Source organism: Sphingopyxis sp. 550A, assembly GCF_053569535.1.
Window position 1 is genome coordinate 1,589,361 of sequence record NZ_CM131615.1, and the last position, 17,342, is coordinate 1,606,702.

Sequence of the window (17,342 nt, forward strand, 5' to 3'; positions counted from 1 at the left end):
TCGAGGCCATGGTCGAATCATCTGGGCGGCGTTAGCGTCCCCGTCATGGCCTACAGCCCCTTCGTTCCCCTGCGCGTCTTTTCCAGTTTCACCATGCTGGAAGGGGCGATCGACCCGAAAGCCATTGCCAAGGCCGCGCGCGAGCGAGGGTTTCCGGCGATCGCGATTGCCGATCGCAACGGGCTTTATGGCGTCATGGCGTTCGGCGAGGCGTGCAAGGCGGCGGGGGTGCAGCCGGTCATCGGCGCGCTGCTGAGCGTTGCGCGGCCGGGGCAGCGGCTTGCGAACGGCGCGCCGATGGTCGACTGGCTCGCGCTCTATGCGCAGGACGATGCGGGCTACAACAATCTCTGCGCGCTCGTCTCGCACGCGCATCTCGGGCGGCCGGTCGAGCAGGAGCCGCATGTCGCGCTCTCCGACCTCGCGGGCCGCACCGACGGGCTGATCTGCCTGACTGGCGGCGGCGAGGGCGCGCTCGCGCGGCTGCTCGCGGGCGAGCAGAAGAGCGCGGCCGAGGATTATGTCGAGCAGCTCGAAGCGCTGTTCGGCGGGCGGCTCTATATCGAATTGTCGCGGCGCGGCGATGCGACCGAAACGGCGGCCGAGGACGCGCTGATCGACATGGCCTATGCGCGGGCGCTGCCGCTCGCCGCGACCAACCCCGCCAATTTCGTCGAGCCGCAATTCCACCCCGCGCACGACGCGATGCTGTGCATCGCGCAATCGGCTTATGTCGAAAGCGAGGATCGCCGGGTGTCGAGCCCCGAGGCGTGGCTGAAGCCCGCCGAGGCGATGAAGGACGCTTTCTCCGACCTGCCCGAGGCGATCCGCAACACGCTGGTCGTCGCGCAACGCTGCGCCTTCATGGCGCCGAAGCGCGCGCCGATCCTGCCGAGCCTCGCGGGCGACCGCGAAGGCGAGGCGGCGCAGCTTGCGGCCGACGCCCGCGCGGGGCTGGAGGCGCGGCTCGCGCTCTATCCCGACTTGAGCGCGGAGGAGCGGCAGGCCTATGTCGAGCGGCTCGATTTCGAGGTCGGGGTCATCACCCAGATGGGCTTTCCCGGCTATTTCCTGATCGTCGCCGACTTCATCAAATGGGCGAAGGCGCATGATATTCCGGTGGGGCCGGGGCGCGGGTCGGGGGCAGGAAGCGTCGTCGCCTGGGCGCTGACGATCACCGATCTCGATCCACTCAAGCTCGGCCTGCTGTTCGAGCGCTTCCTGAACCCCGAGCGCGTGTCGATGCCCGACTTCGACATCGACTTCTGCGAAACGCGGCGCGGCGAGGTGATCCGCTATGTGCAGGAGAAATACGGCCGCGACACCGTCGCGCAGATCATCACCTTCGGAAAGCTGAAGGCGCGCGCGGTGCTGAAGGATACCGGCCGCGTGCTCCAGATGAGCTATGGCCAGGTCGACCGGCTCGCGAAGCTGGTGCCCAACCATCCGACCGACCCCTGGACGCTCGAACGCGCGCTGAACGGCGTTTCCGAGCTGATGACCGAATATAAGCAGGACGACGGGGTGCGCCGCCTGTTCGACATGGCGCGCCAGCTCGAAGGGCTGCCGCGGCACAGTTCGACCCACGCGGCGGGGGTGGTGATCGGCGACCGGCCGCTCGACCAGCTCGTCCCGCTCTATCGCGACCCGCGCTCGGACATGCCGGTGACCCAGTTCGACATGAAATATGTCGAAACGGCGGGACTGGTGAAGTTCGACTTTCTCGGTCTCAAGACGCTGTCGGTGCTCAAGGAAGCGCGGCGGCTGCTGGCGCTGCGCGGGGTCGATGTCGATCTCGACCAACTCGCGTGGGACGACGAGGAGGTTTACGCCCTTCTCCAGCGCGGCGAGACGGTCGGGGTGTTCCAGTTGGAATCCGAAGGGATGCGACGTACGCTGTCGGCGGTGAAGCCGACCAATTTCGGCGACATCATCGCGCTCGTCGCGCTCTATCGCCCCGGCCCGATGGACAATATCCCGCTGTTCGGCGCGCGCAAGAACGGGCGCGAGCCGATCGCCTATCCGCACCCGCTGCTCGAGGGCATCCTCGCTGAAACCTACGGCATCTTCGTCTATCAGGAACAGGTGATGCAGGCGGCGCAGATCCTCGCCGGCTACAGCCTCGGCGGCGCCGACCTGCTGCGCCGCGCGATGGGCAAGAAGATCCAGGCCGAGATGGATGCGCAGCGCGAGACCTTCGTTGCGGGCTGCGGCGAGCATAACAAGATCGACGCCAGGACCGCGAACGAGCTGTTCGACTTGATCGACAAGTTCGCGGGATACGGTTTCAACAAGAGTCATGCCGCCGCCTATGCGCTGCTCTCCTATCAGACCGCGTGGCTGAAGGCGCATTATCCGCATGAGTTCTTTGCCGCGTCGATGTCGTTCGACAGCCACCAGACCGACAAATTGTCGATCTTCATCGACGACATGCGCCGGCTGGACATCGCAGTTGCGCCGCCGTCGATCAACGACAGCGAGGCCGATTTCTCGGTCGGGCGCGGCGAGGATGGATTGGCGGTGCGCTATGCGCTCGGTGCCTTGAAGGGGGTCGGCGAAAAGGCGATGGAGGTGCTCGTCGCCGAGCGCCATGCCAAGGGCGAATTTGCGAGCCTCGACGATTTCGCGAGCCGTATCGATCCCAAGCAGCTCAACCGCCGCCAGATCGAGGCGCTGGCGGGCGGCGGCGCGTTCGATTGCGTCGAGCCCGACCGGCCGCGCGCCTTTGCCGGAGCCGAGGCGCTGCTTGCCTGCGCGAACAGTTCGGCGCACGAGCGTTCGACCGGACAGGGCGGGCTGTTCGGCGGCGACGTCGCGATCGCGCCGGCGCTCCAGCTTCCGGCCGCCGAACCCTGGACGCTCGCCGAGCGGATGACGCGCGAGAAGGAAGCCTTCGGTTTCTATTTCTCGGCGCACCCGGTCGAGCAATATGAGGCGATCGTCCAGGCGCGCGGCGCGCGCAGCTATGGCGACATTTGCGAGAATGTCGAAATGACGCCCGGAACGCGCATCCCGATGGTGATGGCGGCGATGGTCGAAAGCGCGCGCCCGCGCGTGTCGCAGCGCGGCAACCGCTTCCTCAACCTGACGCTGTCGGACCGCAGCGGGCAGTTCCAGTCGAGCTGTTTCGACGAGCAGGCGGGCAAGGTGCTGGAAGCGCTGGCGGCCGAAGGCGGCTGCGCGATCCTGTCGGTCGAGCTCGACCTGCTCGAAGGGGAAGAGACGCCGCGGGTGACCGTGCGCGGGGCGCAGTCGCTGGCGGACATTGCCGCGACCGCGGCGCTGCAACTGACGTGCCGGGTCGAGCTGGCTGACGCGGTGGCGGAGATCGCGGGGCTGTTCGAACGGCGCGACGATGCGCGCGGCAAGGTGATCATCGCGACCCGCGATCCGCTCACCGACGAAGATATCCGGATCGAACTCGGGAGCCGTTTCGCGCTCGGCCCCGACACCGTCTCACGTCTCGAAATGGTGGCAGGCGTAACCGAAGCCGCGCTGTCGCTTGTCGCGCCGCGCGATTTCAGAGTTCGCTAGGCGCAGCTAGATGGTGCAAAAGATGCCTGGAAGCTGCCTCTGCGGCGCAGTGCGCTTCGAAGTGTCGGGCGATTTCGATGCCTTTTTCCTGTGCCACTGCGCTCGCTGCCGAAAGGGGAGCGGGTCCGCGCACGGCGCAAACCTGTTCGCCAGCGGGGCGACGATCGCGTGGCTGGCCGGCGAAGCCGACGTCGCATCCTTCCGGCTTTCCGGCACCCGCCACGAGCGGAGTTTCTGCCGGACGTGCGGGGCCGCCTTGCCCAGCATGCAAATGAATGGCGCCCTGCTTGTCGTTCCGGCCGGGAGCCTCGACGGTCCGGTCGATATTCGCCCCACGGCGCATATCTGCTGCGAAAGCCGCGCAGATTGGGACGCCGATCTGGCGAATATCCCTCATTTGGCAGGCCTGCCGGGTTAGAGAGCGGCTTCGGGGCGCGAGCCCGCGCATCTTTGGTCTTGCGCGGACTTTGCTTCCCACCCTATCCCTTGGGGGCAACGATAATCGAGGATGCCTTATCATGGGAATGCAGGGCCAGCCGCTGCTTGTGACCAGCCTGATCGACCACGCCGCGCGCGAACATGCCGCGCGCGAAATCGTCTCGCGCTGGGCCGACGGCAGCGTGACGCGATCGACGTGGGGCGAGGTGGGCAGCGATGCGCGCCGCTTCGCGGCCGCGATGGTGAAGCTGGGGATGAAGAAGGGCGATCGCATCGCGACGCTGGCGATGAACCACGGCCATCATCTGGTGAGCTGGTACGGGACCGCGGGAATGGGCGGGGTCCTGCACACGGTCAATCCGCGGCTGTTCGACGAGCAGCTCGTCTATATCATCAACCATGCCGAGGACCGGGTGCTGTTCCTCGACGCGGCTTTTCTGCCGATCGTCGAGCGGCTCAGGCCCGAACTGAAGAGTGTCGAGCATTTCGTCCTGTTCGATGCACCCGCGCAGGACGGCTATCTGTCCTATCGCGACCTGATCGCCGCCGAGGACGGCAGTTTCGCCTGGGTGGAGCTCGACGAGCGCGACCCGGTCGGGCTCTGTTACACCAGCGGCACGACGGGCAATCCCAAGGGCGTGATCTACGAGCATCGCTCGAACGTCCTGCACGCGATCACCGAGGTGCAGCCCGACGCCTTCGACCTGTCGAACCGCAGCGTGATCCTGCCGATCGTGCCGATGTTCCACGCGAACAGCTGGGGCGTTCCCTTCGCGGCGGCGACCGTGGGCGCGAAGATGGTCTTTTCGGCAACCAACGACGCGCAGGTGCTGTGCGATCTGATGCAGGCCGAGGGGGTGACGCACAGCGCGGGCGTGCCGACCGTGTGGCTCGCGATGTTCGCGCATATGGACGCGACCGGCATCGGCTATGGCGCGCTTCAGCAGGTCAACATCGGCGGATCGGCGGCGCCGCGCGCGATGGTCGAACGCTTCATGAAGGCGGGCGTCTATGTCGGCCATGCCTGGGGCATGACCGAAACCAGCCCGATCGGAACGATGGGACGGCGCCCGTGGAACTGGGACAGCCTGAGCTTCGACGAGCAGGTCGATGTCATCTGCCACCAGGGCTGCCCGCCGTTCGGGGTCGAACTGCGCATCGTCGACGACGAGGACAATATATTGCCGCGCGACGGCGTGACGAGCGGACGCCTGCAATGCCGCGGGCCGTGGATCATCCAGCGCTATTTCAAGGCCGACGCCGATGCCACCGACGCCGACGGCTGGTTCGACACCGGCGACGTGTCGGTAATCCACCCCGACGGCGTCATGCAGATCACCGACCGCGCGAAGGATGTCATCAAGTCGGGCGGCGAGTGGATTTCGTCGATCGAGCTCGAAAATGCGGCGGTCGGCGCGCCGGGGGTGCAGGAAGCCGCGGCGGTCGGCGTGTTCCACCCGAAATGGGACGAGCGGCCGATCCTGCTGATCGTGAAAAAGCCCGGCGCCGAGGTGAGCGAGGCGGTCATCGTCGATTACCTCAAGGACAAGGTCGCGAAATGGTGGCTGCCCGACGAGGTCGTCTTCGTCGACGAACTGCCGCACACCGCGACGGGAAAAATCCTGAAGCGGCAGATTCGGGACGATTACAAGGATTACAAGCTGCGGTCGCTGGTGGAGGCTTAAGGAACAGACCGTCGCCCCGCGAAGGCGGGGGCGACGATATTGTCAGAACAATTCCATCTGCCCATCGCGCTCGGGCGGCCGGAACAGGTCGCAGCGAAGCGGCGGGAAGCGGCGGTCCATGCCGTATTCGCGGGCCGCGCGCCGCACGCGCTGGCGGATGAGTTGCGGCCAGATGCCTTGGCCTTTCATGCGGGTGAAGAAGCCGGGATCGTTGTCGCGGCCGCCGCGGATGTCCTGGACCATGTGCATCACCTTTTCGGCGCGGTCGGGGTAGTGGGCGGCGAGCCAGGCGCGGAAGAGCGGGCCGACCTCATAGGGCAAACGCATCAGGATATGGGAGGCGCGGATCGCCCCGGCCTCGGCGGCGGCGGCCATGATCGCCTCTATCTCGTGATCGGTGATCGCGGGGATGATTGGCGAGATATTGACCTGCGTCGGCACGCCGGCGTCGATGAGCCTGCGGATCGCGGCAAGCCGGCGGCGCGGGTGCGGCGCGCGGGGTTCGAGCGTGCGCGCGAGCGCCGCGTCGAGCGTCGTCACCGAAATCGCGACCCCGACCAGATCGTCGCGCGCCATCGCCGCGAGCAGGTCGATGTCGCGGAGCAGCCGGTCGGACTTGGTGGTGATCAGCAGCGGGTGCTTCGTCTCGGCCAGCACCTCGACGACTGCGCGGGTGATCCGCCATTCGCGCTCGATCGGTTGATAGCCGTCAGTGTTGGTGCCGATCGCGATCGGGGCGACCTTGTAATTGCGCTTCGCCAGTTCCTGCCGCAGCAGTTTAGCGGCGTCGGGTTTGGCGAAAAGCCTGCTTTCGAAATCGAGGCCGGGCGACAGGTCGTGGAAGGCGTGCGTCGGCCGCGCGAAACAATAGATGCAGCCATGCTCGCAGCCGCGATAGGGATTGATCGAGCGATCGAAACCGATGTCAGGCGAGCTGTTGCGCGCGATGATTGTCTTCGGATGCTCAACGGTCACCGTCGTTCGCAGCGGTGGCGGGGCGCCATCGATGTGCTCCGCGGCGTCGAGCCAGTCGCCATCGGCCTCGCGTTCGGCCGATCCTGTGCGTGTCGGGCGCAAGTTGGTCGGCGCGCCGCGGCCCGATAGCGGGGGAAGGGGTTTCGGCGATTCCACTGGACGAGAGTATCGCGCCGAATGGAACAAAGAAAGAACATTATACTGTTTCGTCATTCCGGCGAAGGCGGGAATCTCGACCTCGGTCCGGAAGTGATGCGATGAGATCCCGGCCCTCGCCGGGATGACGAATGAGAGGCTATTCGGTCAGCCGCGGCATCAGTTCGACGAAGTTGCAAGGCCGGTGCCGGCTGTCGAGCTGGGTCTCCAAAATGCCTTCCCACGCGTCGGTCACCGCGCCGGTCGAACCGGGGAGCGCGAAGATGTAGGTGCCGCGCGCGACGACCGCGCAGGCCCGCGACTGGATCGTCGAGGTTCCGATCGTCTGGTAGCTGAGCCAGCGGAACAATTCGCCGAAGCCGGGGATATCCTTCCCGTCGAGGCGGTGCAGCGCCTCCGGCGTGACGTCGCGGCCGGTGAGGCCGGTGCCGCCGGTGGTGATGACGACATCGACCTCCGGATCGTCGATCCAGTTGTGGAGGCGCGAGACGATCAGGTCGCTTTCGTCGCGGATGATTGCGCGCGCAGCAAGGATATGGCCCGCATCGGTCAGCAACGCCTCTAGCTTGTCGCCTGATTTGTCGTCGGTCGCGCTGCGGCTGTCCGAAATCGTCAGAATCGCAATGCGAACCGGCCGGAACGCCAGGCTTTCGTCAATCGGCATCGACGTCAATTGGCATCGGCGAGGCCGCCGGCCCAGCTCAACCGGGTGCGGTCCTTGCTGTCGGGGAAGCGCGGCCATTTGCCCTGCGCGAGCGCCGCGCGGCTGACCGACGGCTTGCCCTGCTGCGCTTCGTACATCCAGTAATTGCGCAGGACGGTGCCGACATAGCCGCGCGTTTCCCAATAGGGGATCGATTCGATGTAGAGCAGTGGGTCGCCATTGTCGCGAATCTCGCTCTGCCAGCGCGCGATCGGCGCGGGGCCGGCGTTATAGGCGGCGATCACCTTGGGCAGCAGGCCGCCCGTCGAGCCGTCCTTGCTGAGATATTCGAGATAGCGCTGGCCGAAATCCATGTTGACCGCGGGCGTCTTGAGGTCGCCCGGCGCGCGGCCGTCGCCGTTCCAGCGCGCGAGGTCGGATGCGGTGCCGGGGCGCACCTGCATCAGCCCCATCGCACCCGCCGGGCTCACGACCGCGCGCTGAAACCGCGATTCCTGGAGCGTGTGGGCAAAGACGAGCGCCGGATCGACGCGCCAGCCGCCATTGGGTTCCCATTTGGGCTGCGGATAGCGCGCCGCCGTCGCGAGCTTGCGGCCCTGCGGCGTGTTGTGTGCGAGATAGAGCTGGGTTTCGGGAAGGCTGAGCGCCTGCGCCATGCCGGCGAGCTGGGCGTGCTGGTTCGGATTGCCGATGCGCGCCTGATGCTTCAGCAGTTCGCCGGCATAGGCGTCCTCGCCGATCTCGGCGAACGCCATGGCGGCGCGGACGTTGGGCAGATCTTCGAGCGCGCGCCAGGCGCTGCGGTCGGGACGGACATTCTCGCGCTGGCTTCCGGTCTCGATGCCGAGCGTTTCGGCGGCGAGCAGGCCATAGAGGGTTTCCTCGTTCGCGGCGGCGGCGCGCAGGCGCGACTGCACCGACTGCGGCTGGCCCGAGGCGATCGCGGCGCGCGACGCCCAATAATAGGCCGCGGCGCGCAGTTCGCTGTCGGGCGCTTCGCGCGCGACGCGGTCGAACGAGACGAGCGCAGTCGGATAGTCGCGCAGGCGCCATGCAGCGAGCCCCTGCACCCACGCGGCCTGCGTCGCCCAGGCGCCGCGGCCTTCGGTGCAGGCCTGCGACAGGCGCAGCGCGTTCTGATCGTCATTCTCGATATAATAGGACCAGGCGATCTTTTGCCGCCATTCGTCGCGCGCCTCGGGCGTCAGCTTGTCGGCGACGGCCATATAGAGCGATTCGGCGCCCGCCGGGTCGTCATTCTTGATCCGGTCGGGGATCGAGCGCGCAAGGCCCGCCGCGAATGGGTCGCTGACGCTGTCGGCGCCGACGCGGCGCGGCGCGGTGCCCGACCAGCTCAGGCGGTTCTGATAGGGAAGCGTCGGGATGTCGGTCGCGCCGCGCTTGGTCGCGAGGCGGCCGAGCTGTTCGGCCTGCGGCAGTTCGGGCGAGCGCGCGAGGATCGGCATGATGTCGGCGACTTCGGCGCGCGGGCTGTTCGCGGCGGTGAGCAGTTCGGCGCGCAGGAAATCGGCGAGCGGCCCATTGTCGTCGCCGAGCAAGGATTTCGCTTCGGCCCAGCGCTGGCCGCGGATTGCGGCGAGCACCTGCGTATAGAGTTGTTTCTGTTTCGAGGAGAGAATGTCGGGCACCGTCTGCGGCGCGGCGAGCAGGTCGGGTGTGCCGGTATCGGCGGCGAGCGCGGGCGAGGCCGTTGCGGCCAAGGCCAGAAGCGCGCCCGAAAGCAATTTTGCGGTCATAATCTTCATATCTCTGTCAACGTCCCCGGTTGAACAGTTTCAGGCTGTCCCAGGCAGCCGCCTTTTGCGCGGGCCGGGCAAGCAGCATCGCGGGGTGCGCGACTGCCACGGCCTCCATCTTGCCGCCATCTTGGTTAAGATCGAGTAACCTTCCGCGCGCGTCGGGAAGCGACAGGCCCGCCGCCATCTGCACGATGTCGCTGCCGATCAGCAGCAGGCGCTGCGGTCTGGCTAGCCCGAGGTGGTGCCAGAGCAGCCGGTCGAGCTCGCCCCTGTCTTTGTCGTCGCAGCGGCCGCCGGGCGGGCGCGTGACGGCAAGGCTGGCGAGATAGCAGTCGGCGCGCGCCATCCCGATCGCGCGCAGCATCGCGTCGAGAAGCTGGCCCGCGGGGCCGGAAAAGAGGGCGGCGTCGCGCTGGTCGTCGATTTCGGGCCAGGCGGTGAGGAGCATCAGCGGCGCTTCGGCCTGCCCCGCGGGAAGCACGCGGCGCGCGTCCCACTGGCTGCCCGGCACGTCGGGGCCTTCGGCTAGCCATGTCTGGAAAGCGTCCCAGTCGTCCGGAAACACGACCGGGCCTTTGGGGGCGGCTTCGGCGGGCACTTCGCGGCGCTGGAGCGCGGCAGGAAGCGGAGGGGCTTCGGGCTCGGCGACCGGCGATGGTTTCGGCCTTGCCGCAACGTCATTGGCGACGGGCACGTCGAGCCAGCCCGCCGACGCTTCGCCGACGAGTGAATCCACGCCAGCGAGCGACCACCAGTCGTGATAGCTTTCGGCCAGCAAGGTTGAATTGCGCCCACCCATGATTTTGTTTCAAACAGGCAGTTGACGGGGCCGTCAATTGGCGGGCATCGCAATATGTGACAGAGTGAGCGCGGGACACGATGAATGATCCCGCGCGGGGACGGCAGAAAGGTACTTGCGGTGAGCGAACGGGAATCGATGCCCTATGACGTCGTGATCGTCGGGGCGGGGCCTGCGGGGCTTTCGGCGGCGATCCGGCTGAAGCAACTGGCGAACGAGGCGGGCAGCGAATTGTCGGTCTGTATCCTCGAAAAAGGGTCCGAAGTCGGCGCGCATATCCTGTCGGGGGCGGTGATCGACCCCAAATCGCTCGACGAATTGATCCCCGAGTGGCGCGATCAGAGTTGCCCGCTCGCCGAAGTGCCGGTGAACGATAATCAGCATTGGGTGCTGACCAAGAAGAAGAAGCTCGGGGTTCCGCACTTCATCACACCCGGCTTCATGCACAACAAGGGCACTTACACAGGCAGCCTCGGCAATCTCTGCCGCTGGCTGGCCGAACAGGCCGAGGGGCTGGGGGTCGAAATCTTCCCCGGCTTCGCCGCCGCCGAAATCCTCTATAACGAGGATGGATCGGTGAAGGGCGTCGCGACCGGCGACATGGGGATCGCGCGCGACGGCAGCCACAAGCCCGACTATGCCCCCGGCCTCGAACTCCATGCGAAATACACTTTCTTCGCCGAAGGCGTGCGCGGGCACCTGACCAAGATGCTCAAGCCGCAATTCGCGCTCGACGCCGATTGCGAGCCGCAGGTTTACGGCATCGGGGTCAAGGAACTCTGGGACATCGATCCGGCCAATCATGCGCCGGGCCGCGTCATCCACACGCAGGGCTGGCCGCTCGACGAGAACGCCAATGGCGGCGGCTTCCTCTATCATCAGGCGAACGGGCAGGTCGCGCTGGGGTTCGTCACCTGGCTCAACTATCGCAACCCGCACATCTCCCCCTTTCAGGAGATGCAGAAGTGGAAGACCCATCCCGAGATCGCGAAGATCCTCAAAGGCGGCAAGCGCGTCTCCTATGGCGCGCGCGCGATCAGCGACGGCGGCTGGCAGTCGGTGCCGAAGCTCGCCTTTCCGGGCGGCGCGCTGATCGGCGACACCGCGGGTTTCCTGAACGTGCCGCGCATCAAGGGCACGCACACCGCGATGAAGTCGGGCATGATGGCGGCCGAAGCGGCCTTTGCGGCCGTCGCGGCTGGGCGCGAGGGCGATGTGCTCACCGCCTATCAGGATGCTTATGACGAAAGCTGGGTGAAGAAGGAGCTTGGCGTCGTCCGCAACGTGCTGCCGCTGGTCGAGAAGTTCGGCGACCTTGCCGGAACGATGCTGGCGGGCATGACGATGTGGCTGGAAAATTTCGGCATCCGCGTGCCCTTCACGATGAAGCACCACCCCGACAACACGACGCTTTATCGTGCCGACCAGATGAAGAAGCCCGACTATCCGAAGCCCGATGGTGTGCTGACCTTCGACCGCCTGTCCTCGGTGTTCCTGTCGAACACCAATCATGAGGAGGACCAGCCGGTCCATCTGCAACTCAAGGACCCGTCGATCCCGATCGAATATAATCTGCCGCTCTATGACGAGCCCGCGCAGCGCTATTGTCCCGCGGGCGTCTATGAGGTGGTCGGGCAGGACGAGGGGAATCCGCGCTTCGTCATCAACGCGCAGAATTGCGTCCACTGCAAGACCTGCGACATCAAGGATCCGACCCAGAATATCAATTGGGTCACCCCCGAAGGCGGCGGAGGCCCCAATTACCCCAATATGTAAGTCCGTTCGCCTGATTTTCGCCGTCGGCGCGCTGGCCGCCGCCGGTTCCGTGCAGGCGGCCGTCGACGATGGCGCCACGCTCGCCGCGCTGGCCGATGCGCGGCTGGCCGAGGAAGCGAACGATCCGGCCGCGGCGCTGGCGGCACTGACGCGCGTCGCGAGCGCGGCGCCCGACATGCCCGGGCTGCGCGGCCGGATGCTCGAACAGGCCATCCAGGCCGGCGACCTGCCCGCCGCACGCAGCGCCGCGCTTCGGCTGTGGCAGGGTGGCGACCGGCGTCTCGACGCCCAGCTCGTGCTCGTCGTCGACGCGATGCGACGGGCGGACTGGAAGGGTGCGCGCGATTATCTGAACGGCCGGTCCGACAAGGCCGGCGGCGATGCGATCGCCCGGCTGATACTCCCGGCCTTTCAGGGCTGGATCGACGTCGGCGCGCGGGAAAAAATACCCGAGCGGCATTTGCTCGCCGCGGCCGGTAAGGGACGCCCCGAACCAGCGCTGGAACTGGAAGCGGCCCTGGTTCAACTTGCGGCGAAGCGGCCGGCGGAGGCGGTGGCGCTGGCGGCCCGGACCACCCCGACCGATCGGATGAGCCAGCTCGTCGCACTGCGCCTTGCGGCAACATTCGCCGCGATGGGCGAGGGGGAGGCAGCCGACGCGCTACGCGGGCGGATCGCGCTGGCGGCGGGCGGGCGTGAAGATCCGATGCTGCTGCTTCCCGACCGGCCGGTGTCGACGCCGCGCGGCGGGATGGCGCATTGGCTCGCGCTGCTCGGCGACGGCTTCGCGCGGATGCCGAACGGCAACGCCAGACTGTCGCTACTGTTCGGGCGCGCCGCCTTCTGGCTCGACGACCGCGATTGGGCGGTGCGCTCGGCGCTCGTCGAATCGCTCGATCGCGCCGAGCAGGAAAGCGATGCTGCGGCACTATTGATGGGTGGCCGCGCGCCGATTCCGCCCGTACTCCAGATGCGCCGCGCCGAATTGATGGCCGATGCGGGCGACCTTGCGGGGGCGACCCCGCTTGCCGAAGCGGCGGCAAGGGCCTCTCCGGCGCGCAGCCTGTTCGCGCGCTTCGCCGACATCGCGCGGCGCGCCGACGACCGTGAAGCAACGGCGCGCGCTTATGCCGGAATCGAGGCGACGCTGGGCGATGGGCCCGAGGATCGCGCGCTGCGCGGAAATCTGCTCATTGCGCGCGCCGAACTGCGGTTGCAGGCTGATGATTGGGACGGCGCGTCGGCGCTGATCGAGCAGGCGGTCGCGCTGCGTCCCGACGACGCGGCGGTGCTCAATTTCGCGGGCTATTCGGCAATCGAACGGCGCAAGGATGTCGCGCAGGCGCTCGCGCGGATCGAGGCGGCGTGGCAGGCCGAGCCGCAGGATGTCGCGATCACCGATTCGCTCGGCTGGGCCTATTTCCTCACCGGGCGCACCGCCGATGCGGTCCCGCTGCTTGAAAAGGCGCAGGCGAGCGAGCCCGGCAATGCGGTGATCGTCGAGCATCTGGGCGATGCCTATTGGCAGGCGGGGCGCAAGTTCCAGGCGCGTTATACGTGGCGCGCGGCGGCGCTACTCGCCGAGGCGGACATGGCGGCGCGGCTCGCCGCGAAGCTGCGCGACGGGCTGACACCGGCGACGACGGCGCCGTGATGGCGGTTTTCGGCGAAACCGGCTGGGCGAAGATCAACCTGGCGCTGCACATCCGCGCGCGGCGCCCCAACGGCTATCACGAGATCGAGACCTTGTTTGCGTTCGTCGATGCCGGCGATGCGCTGGCTGTCGAGGTGGCCGACGCCGATCGGCTGATCCTCGACGGCGAATTTGCCGAAGGGCTGTCGGACGGCGCCGACAATCTGGTGCGGCGCGTGCTGGCGCTGATGCGCGAACGCCATGGCGCGGAGCGCGTGCCGCCGCTGGCGATCCGGCTGACCAAGCGCTTGCCCGTGGCGGCGGGGATCGGCGGCGGGTCGGCCGATGCCGCGGCGATGGCGCGGCTGGTGCGGCGGCATTTCCTGCCCGAAATCGGCGATGCCCCGCTGGCGCGGCTGGTCGCGCCGCTCGGCGCCGATATCGCGGCCTGCGTCGCAAGCGCCACCTGCCTCGGCACCGGCGTCGGCGAGAAGTTGAGCGGGGTGCCCGAACTTGCGCTGAGCGGAACGCCGGTGCTGCTCGTCAATCCGCGTCAGCTGGTCGCGACGGGGCCGGTGTTCTCCGCGTGGGACGGGGTGGATCGCGGCCCCCTGTTCACCGGCGCCGATGTGCGCGCGCAGCTTTTTGCCTCGCGCAACGATCTGCAGCGGCCCGCGATCGCACAATGCCCCGCGATCGTCGACGTGCTGACCGAACTGGGCGCGCTGAAGCCTTGGCTTGCGCGCATGTCAGGCTCGGGCGCAACCTGCTTCGCGTTGTTCGACGCACCCGCCGGGCGCGATGCGGCAGCGGCGCGGCTCGTGGCGAGCCATCCGCACTGGTGGCAGCTTGCAGGAGCGCTCAGATGAGCGAGGCGTGGCGGCAATTGGGAGCACCGCGCGCGGGCGGGGTGCTGCTGATCGGCGATCATGCTTCTGCGCATGTGCCGGAGGACATCGACCTTGGCATCGATCCGGCGCTGCTCCGCAATCATATCGCGATCGACATCGGCGTCGCCGAGGTGGCGGCGCTGCTGGTCGAGGCGGCTGCGGTCGATGCCGCGATCCTCGGCGGCGTGTCGCGGCTCGTCGTCGACTGCAATCGCGACGAGGATTCGCCCGGTGCGATCCCGATTGCCAGCGACGGGCACGCGATTCCCGGAAACGCACTCGATCATGACGGCCGCGAGGCCCGGCTTGCTCGCTTCTTCCGTCCCTATCACGACCATATCGCCGCGACGATTGCAGCGCATCGCCCGGCGATGATCCTGTCGCTGCACAGCTTCACGCCATCGCTGGCGAGCGATCCGGACCAGGCGCGACCGTGGCAGGTCGGGGTGCTCTATAATGAGGATGACCGGCTTGCGGGGCCGGCCATCGCCGCCTTGCGAGGCGAGGGGCTGATTGTCGGCGACCAGCTTCCCTATTCGGGCAAGCTGCTCAACGCGACGATGAATCGCCATGCCGAAGCGAACGCCATTCCTTACGTGGGGATCGAGATGCGGCAGGATCTGGTCGGCGATGCGGCGGGGCAGGTGCTGTTCGCCGAGCGGCTGGTGCGGATGTGTAAGAATATATCGTTGAAACTGCCCGCATAGGCGTGTAGGGGCGCTTTCATTCGCTAATTATTGAAATAATATTATCAGGAACTCTCCAAATGGCTTCTTATCGTTCCCGCACCACCACTCATGGCCGCAACATGGCGGGCGCGCGCGGGCTCTGGCGCGCGACGGGGATGAAGGACGGCGATTTCGGCAAGCCGATCATCGCGGTGGTCAACAGCTTCACCCAGTTCGTTCCCGGCCATGTTCACCTGAAGGACCTCGGCCAGATGGTCGCCCGCGAGATCGAGGCGGCGGGCGGGGTCGCCAAGGAATTCAATACGATAGCGGTCGATGACGGCATCGCCATGGGCCATGACGGGATGCTCTACAGCCTGCCGAGCCGCGACCTGATTGCCGACAGCGTCGAATATATGGTCAATGCGCATTGCGCCGACGCGATGGTGTGCATCTCCAACTGCGACAAGATCACGCCGGGAATGCTGATGGCGGCGCTGCGCATCAACATTCCGGTGGTGTTCGTGTCGGGCGGGCCGATGGAGGCGGGCAAGGTCGTGCTGAAGGGCAAGGAGGTCGCGCTCGACCTGGTCGATGCGATGGTCGCCGCCGCCGACGAAAAATACAGCGATGCCGAGGTGACCGCGATCGAACAGGCGGCGTGCCCGACCTGCGGGAGCTGCTCGGGCATGTTCACCGCCAATTCGATGAACTGCCTGACCGAGGCGCTGGGGCTGTCGCTGCCGGGCAACGGTTCGACGCTGGCGACGCACGCCGACCGCAAGGCGCTGTTCCTGCGCGCGGGGCGAATGATCGTCGAGATGTGCCGCCGCCATTATGAAGAGGGCGACGACCGCGTGCTGCCGCGCACGATCGCGAGCTTCGAGGCATTCGAAAATGCGATGAGCCTCGACATCGCGATGGGCGGGTCGACCAACACCGTGCTCCATCTGCTCGCCGCCGCGCACGAGGCGGGGGTCGATTTCACCATGACCGACATCGACCGGCTGTCGCGCCGCGTTCCCTGCCTGTCGAAGGTCGCGCCGGCAAAGCAGGACGTCCATATGGAGGACGTCCACCGCGCGGGCGGGATCATGGCGATCCTCGGCCAGCTCGAGCGCGCTGGGCTGCTCCACGCGCATCTGCCGACCGTGCACAGCGCGACGCTGGGTGATGCGCTCAACAAATGGGATATTTCGCGCACCAACGATCCCGATGTGCAGACCTTCTTCATGGCGGCCCCCGGCGGCGTGCCGACGCAGACCGCCTTTAGCCAGGACCGGCGCTGGGATTCGCTCGACCTCGACCGCGAGGCGGGGGTGATCCGCTCGGCGGAGCATGCGTTCAGCAAGGACGGCGGGCTTGCCGTGCTGTCGGGCAATATCGCGCTCGACGGCTGCATCGTGAAGACTGCCGGGGTCGACGAATCGATCCTGAAATTCGCAGGGCCTGCCAAAGTTTATGAAAGCCAGGACGCCGCGGTTGCGGGCATATTGACCGGGCAGGTCGAGGCGGGCGACGTCGTCGTCATCCGCTACGAAGGGCCGAAAGGCGGGCCGGGGATGCAGGAAATGCTCTATCCGACGAGCTATCTCAAATCGAAGGGGCTCGGCGCGGCCTGCGCGCTGATCACCGACGGGCGTTTTTCGGGCGGCACCTCGGGCCTGTCGATCGGCCATGTCTCGCCCGAGGCGGCGGAAGGCGGCGCGATCGGGCTGGTCGAGAATGGCGACCTTATCGAGATCGACATTCCGGGGCGCAGCATCAAGCTGGTCCTTTCCGACGCGGAACTCGCGGCGCGGCGCGCGGCGATGGAAGCGAGGGGCGACGATGCGTGGCAGCCCGCCAAGGCGCGTCCGCGCAAGGTTTCGGTAGCACTTCAGGCCTATGCGGCGATGACGACCAGCGCCGCGCGCGGCGCGGTGCGCGACCTGTCGCAGTTGAAGGGCAAAAGATGAAGAAACTCGGGGGCTTGATCGCGGTCTTGCTTGTCGCGGGCTGCAACGGCGGCCCCGACAATGGCAAGCTTGCCGAGGCCGAAGCGCGCGGCAGCAAGGAAGCGGCGCTCGACGGCCTTATCGACTGCGCGCTCGAAGGTGCGAAGGCGTTCGACCGCGACTGCACGATCACCGAAATGAGCGGCGCCGACGGCACCGTGCTGGTGGTCGGCAAGGCGGACGTCGGATACCGCCGCCTGCAAATCGCGACCGACGGCCGCGGGGTGGTGTCGGCCGATGGCGCCGAGCCCGCGAAAGTGACGATCGTCGGGGACGGGATGATCGAGGTGGCGGTGGGGGGCGACCGTTATCGACTGCCTGCGAATACCGGCGGGGCGAAGTAATCCACTCGTCATTGTGAGCGCAG

Annotated in this window: 13 protein-coding genes; 9 read left to right on the plus strand and 4 right to left on the minus strand. The window is 67.0% G+C overall.

What is annotated here, in order from left to right; all coding sequences use genetic code 11:
- The first annotated feature begins 45 nt into the window (after positions 1-45).
- The 3 genes from dnaE to ACVENA_RS07705 all read left to right on the plus strand — a co-directional run bounded on the left by dnaE (position 46) and on the right by ACVENA_RS07705 (position 5,657).
- The gene (gene dnaE / locus ACVENA_RS07695; RefSeq protein WP_449328296.1) at positions 46-3,534 is read left to right on the plus strand and encodes a DNA polymerase III subunit alpha; all 3,489 of its coding nucleotides are present in this window, start codon (positions 46-48) and stop codon (positions 3,532-3,534) included.
- Between the two features lie 22 nt (positions 3,535-3,556).
- Complete coding sequence (locus ACVENA_RS07700; RefSeq protein WP_449328911.1) at positions 3,557-3,952, plus strand: GFA family protein; 396 nt, start codon at positions 3,557-3,559, stop codon at positions 3,950-3,952.
- Between the two features lie 100 nt (positions 3,953-4,052).
- On the plus strand, positions 4,053-5,657 hold the full coding sequence (locus tag ACVENA_RS07705) for a long-chain fatty acid--CoA ligase (protein WP_449328297.1): 1,605 nt from the start codon (positions 4,053-4,055) through the stop codon (positions 5,655-5,657).
- A gap of 42 nt (positions 5,658-5,699) precedes the next feature.
- Here ACVENA_RS07705 and ACVENA_RS07710 read toward each other — a convergent pair whose 3' ends face one another.
- The 4 genes from ACVENA_RS07710 to ACVENA_RS07725 form a co-directional block, all read right to left on the minus strand.
- Positions 5,700-6,788: a PA0069 family radical SAM protein gene (locus ACVENA_RS07710; RefSeq protein ID WP_449328298.1), complete on the minus strand. Its 1,089-nt coding sequence runs from the start codon at positions 6,786-6,788 to the stop codon at positions 5,700-5,702.
- Positions 6,789-6,927: 139 nt separating this feature from the next.
- Positions 6,928-7,452, minus strand: coding sequence for a molybdenum cofactor biosynthesis protein B (moaB, locus tag ACVENA_RS07715; RefSeq protein ID WP_449328299.1), 525 nt, complete (start codon positions 7,450-7,452; stop codon positions 6,928-6,930).
- Positions 7,453-7,457: 5 nt separating this feature from the next.
- Complete coding sequence (locus tag ACVENA_RS07720) at positions 7,458-9,218, minus strand: lytic transglycosylase domain-containing protein (protein ID WP_449328300.1); 1,761 nt, start codon at positions 9,216-9,218, stop codon at positions 7,458-7,460.
- Positions 9,219-9,225: 7 nt separating this feature from the next.
- The gene (locus tag ACVENA_RS07725; protein WP_449328301.1) at positions 9,226-10,011 is read right to left on the minus strand and encodes a uracil-DNA glycosylase family protein; all 786 of its coding nucleotides are present in this window, start codon (positions 10,009-10,011) and stop codon (positions 9,226-9,228) included.
- Positions 10,012-10,131: 120 nt separating this feature from the next.
- Between ACVENA_RS07725 and ACVENA_RS07730 the strand changes: the two genes are divergently transcribed.
- From ACVENA_RS07730 to ACVENA_RS07755, 6 genes are read left to right on the plus strand one after another with little or no spacing between them, the layout of a single operon-like run.
- Positions 10,132-11,787, plus strand: a complete 1,656-nt coding sequence (locus ACVENA_RS07730; protein WP_449328302.1) for an electron transfer flavoprotein-ubiquinone oxidoreductase — start codon at positions 10,132-10,134, stop codon at positions 11,785-11,787.
- Positions 11,788-11,836: 49 nt separating this feature from the next.
- Positions 11,837-13,441, plus strand: a complete 1,605-nt coding sequence (locus ACVENA_RS07735) for a tetratricopeptide repeat protein (protein WP_449328303.1) — start codon at positions 11,837-11,839, stop codon at positions 13,439-13,441.
- Positions 13,441-14,289 (plus strand): 4-(cytidine 5'-diphospho)-2-C-methyl-D-erythritol kinase, encoded by an 849-nt coding sequence (locus ACVENA_RS07740; RefSeq protein ID WP_449328304.1) that lies wholly within the window; start codon positions 13,441-13,443, stop codon positions 14,287-14,289. Before ACVENA_RS07735 ends, ACVENA_RS07740 begins: the two co-directional genes overlap by 1 nt.
- Positions 14,286-15,017: an N-formylglutamate amidohydrolase gene (locus tag ACVENA_RS07745; protein ID WP_449328305.1), complete on the plus strand. Its 732-nt coding sequence runs from the start codon at positions 14,286-14,288 to the stop codon at positions 15,015-15,017. Before ACVENA_RS07740 ends, ACVENA_RS07745 begins: the two co-directional genes overlap by 4 nt.
- Before the next feature lie 59 nt (positions 15,018-15,076).
- Positions 15,077-16,936: a dihydroxy-acid dehydratase gene (ilvD, locus tag ACVENA_RS07750; RefSeq protein WP_449328306.1), complete on the plus strand. Its 1,860-nt coding sequence runs from the start codon at positions 15,077-15,079 to the stop codon at positions 16,934-16,936.
- Positions 16,933-17,319 (plus strand): hypothetical protein, encoded by a 387-nt coding sequence (locus ACVENA_RS07755; protein ID WP_449328307.1) that lies wholly within the window; start codon positions 16,933-16,935, stop codon positions 17,317-17,319. The genes ilvD and ACVENA_RS07755 overlap by 4 nt, the downstream gene beginning before the upstream one ends.
- The last annotated feature ends 23 nt before the right edge of the window (positions 17,320-17,342 follow it).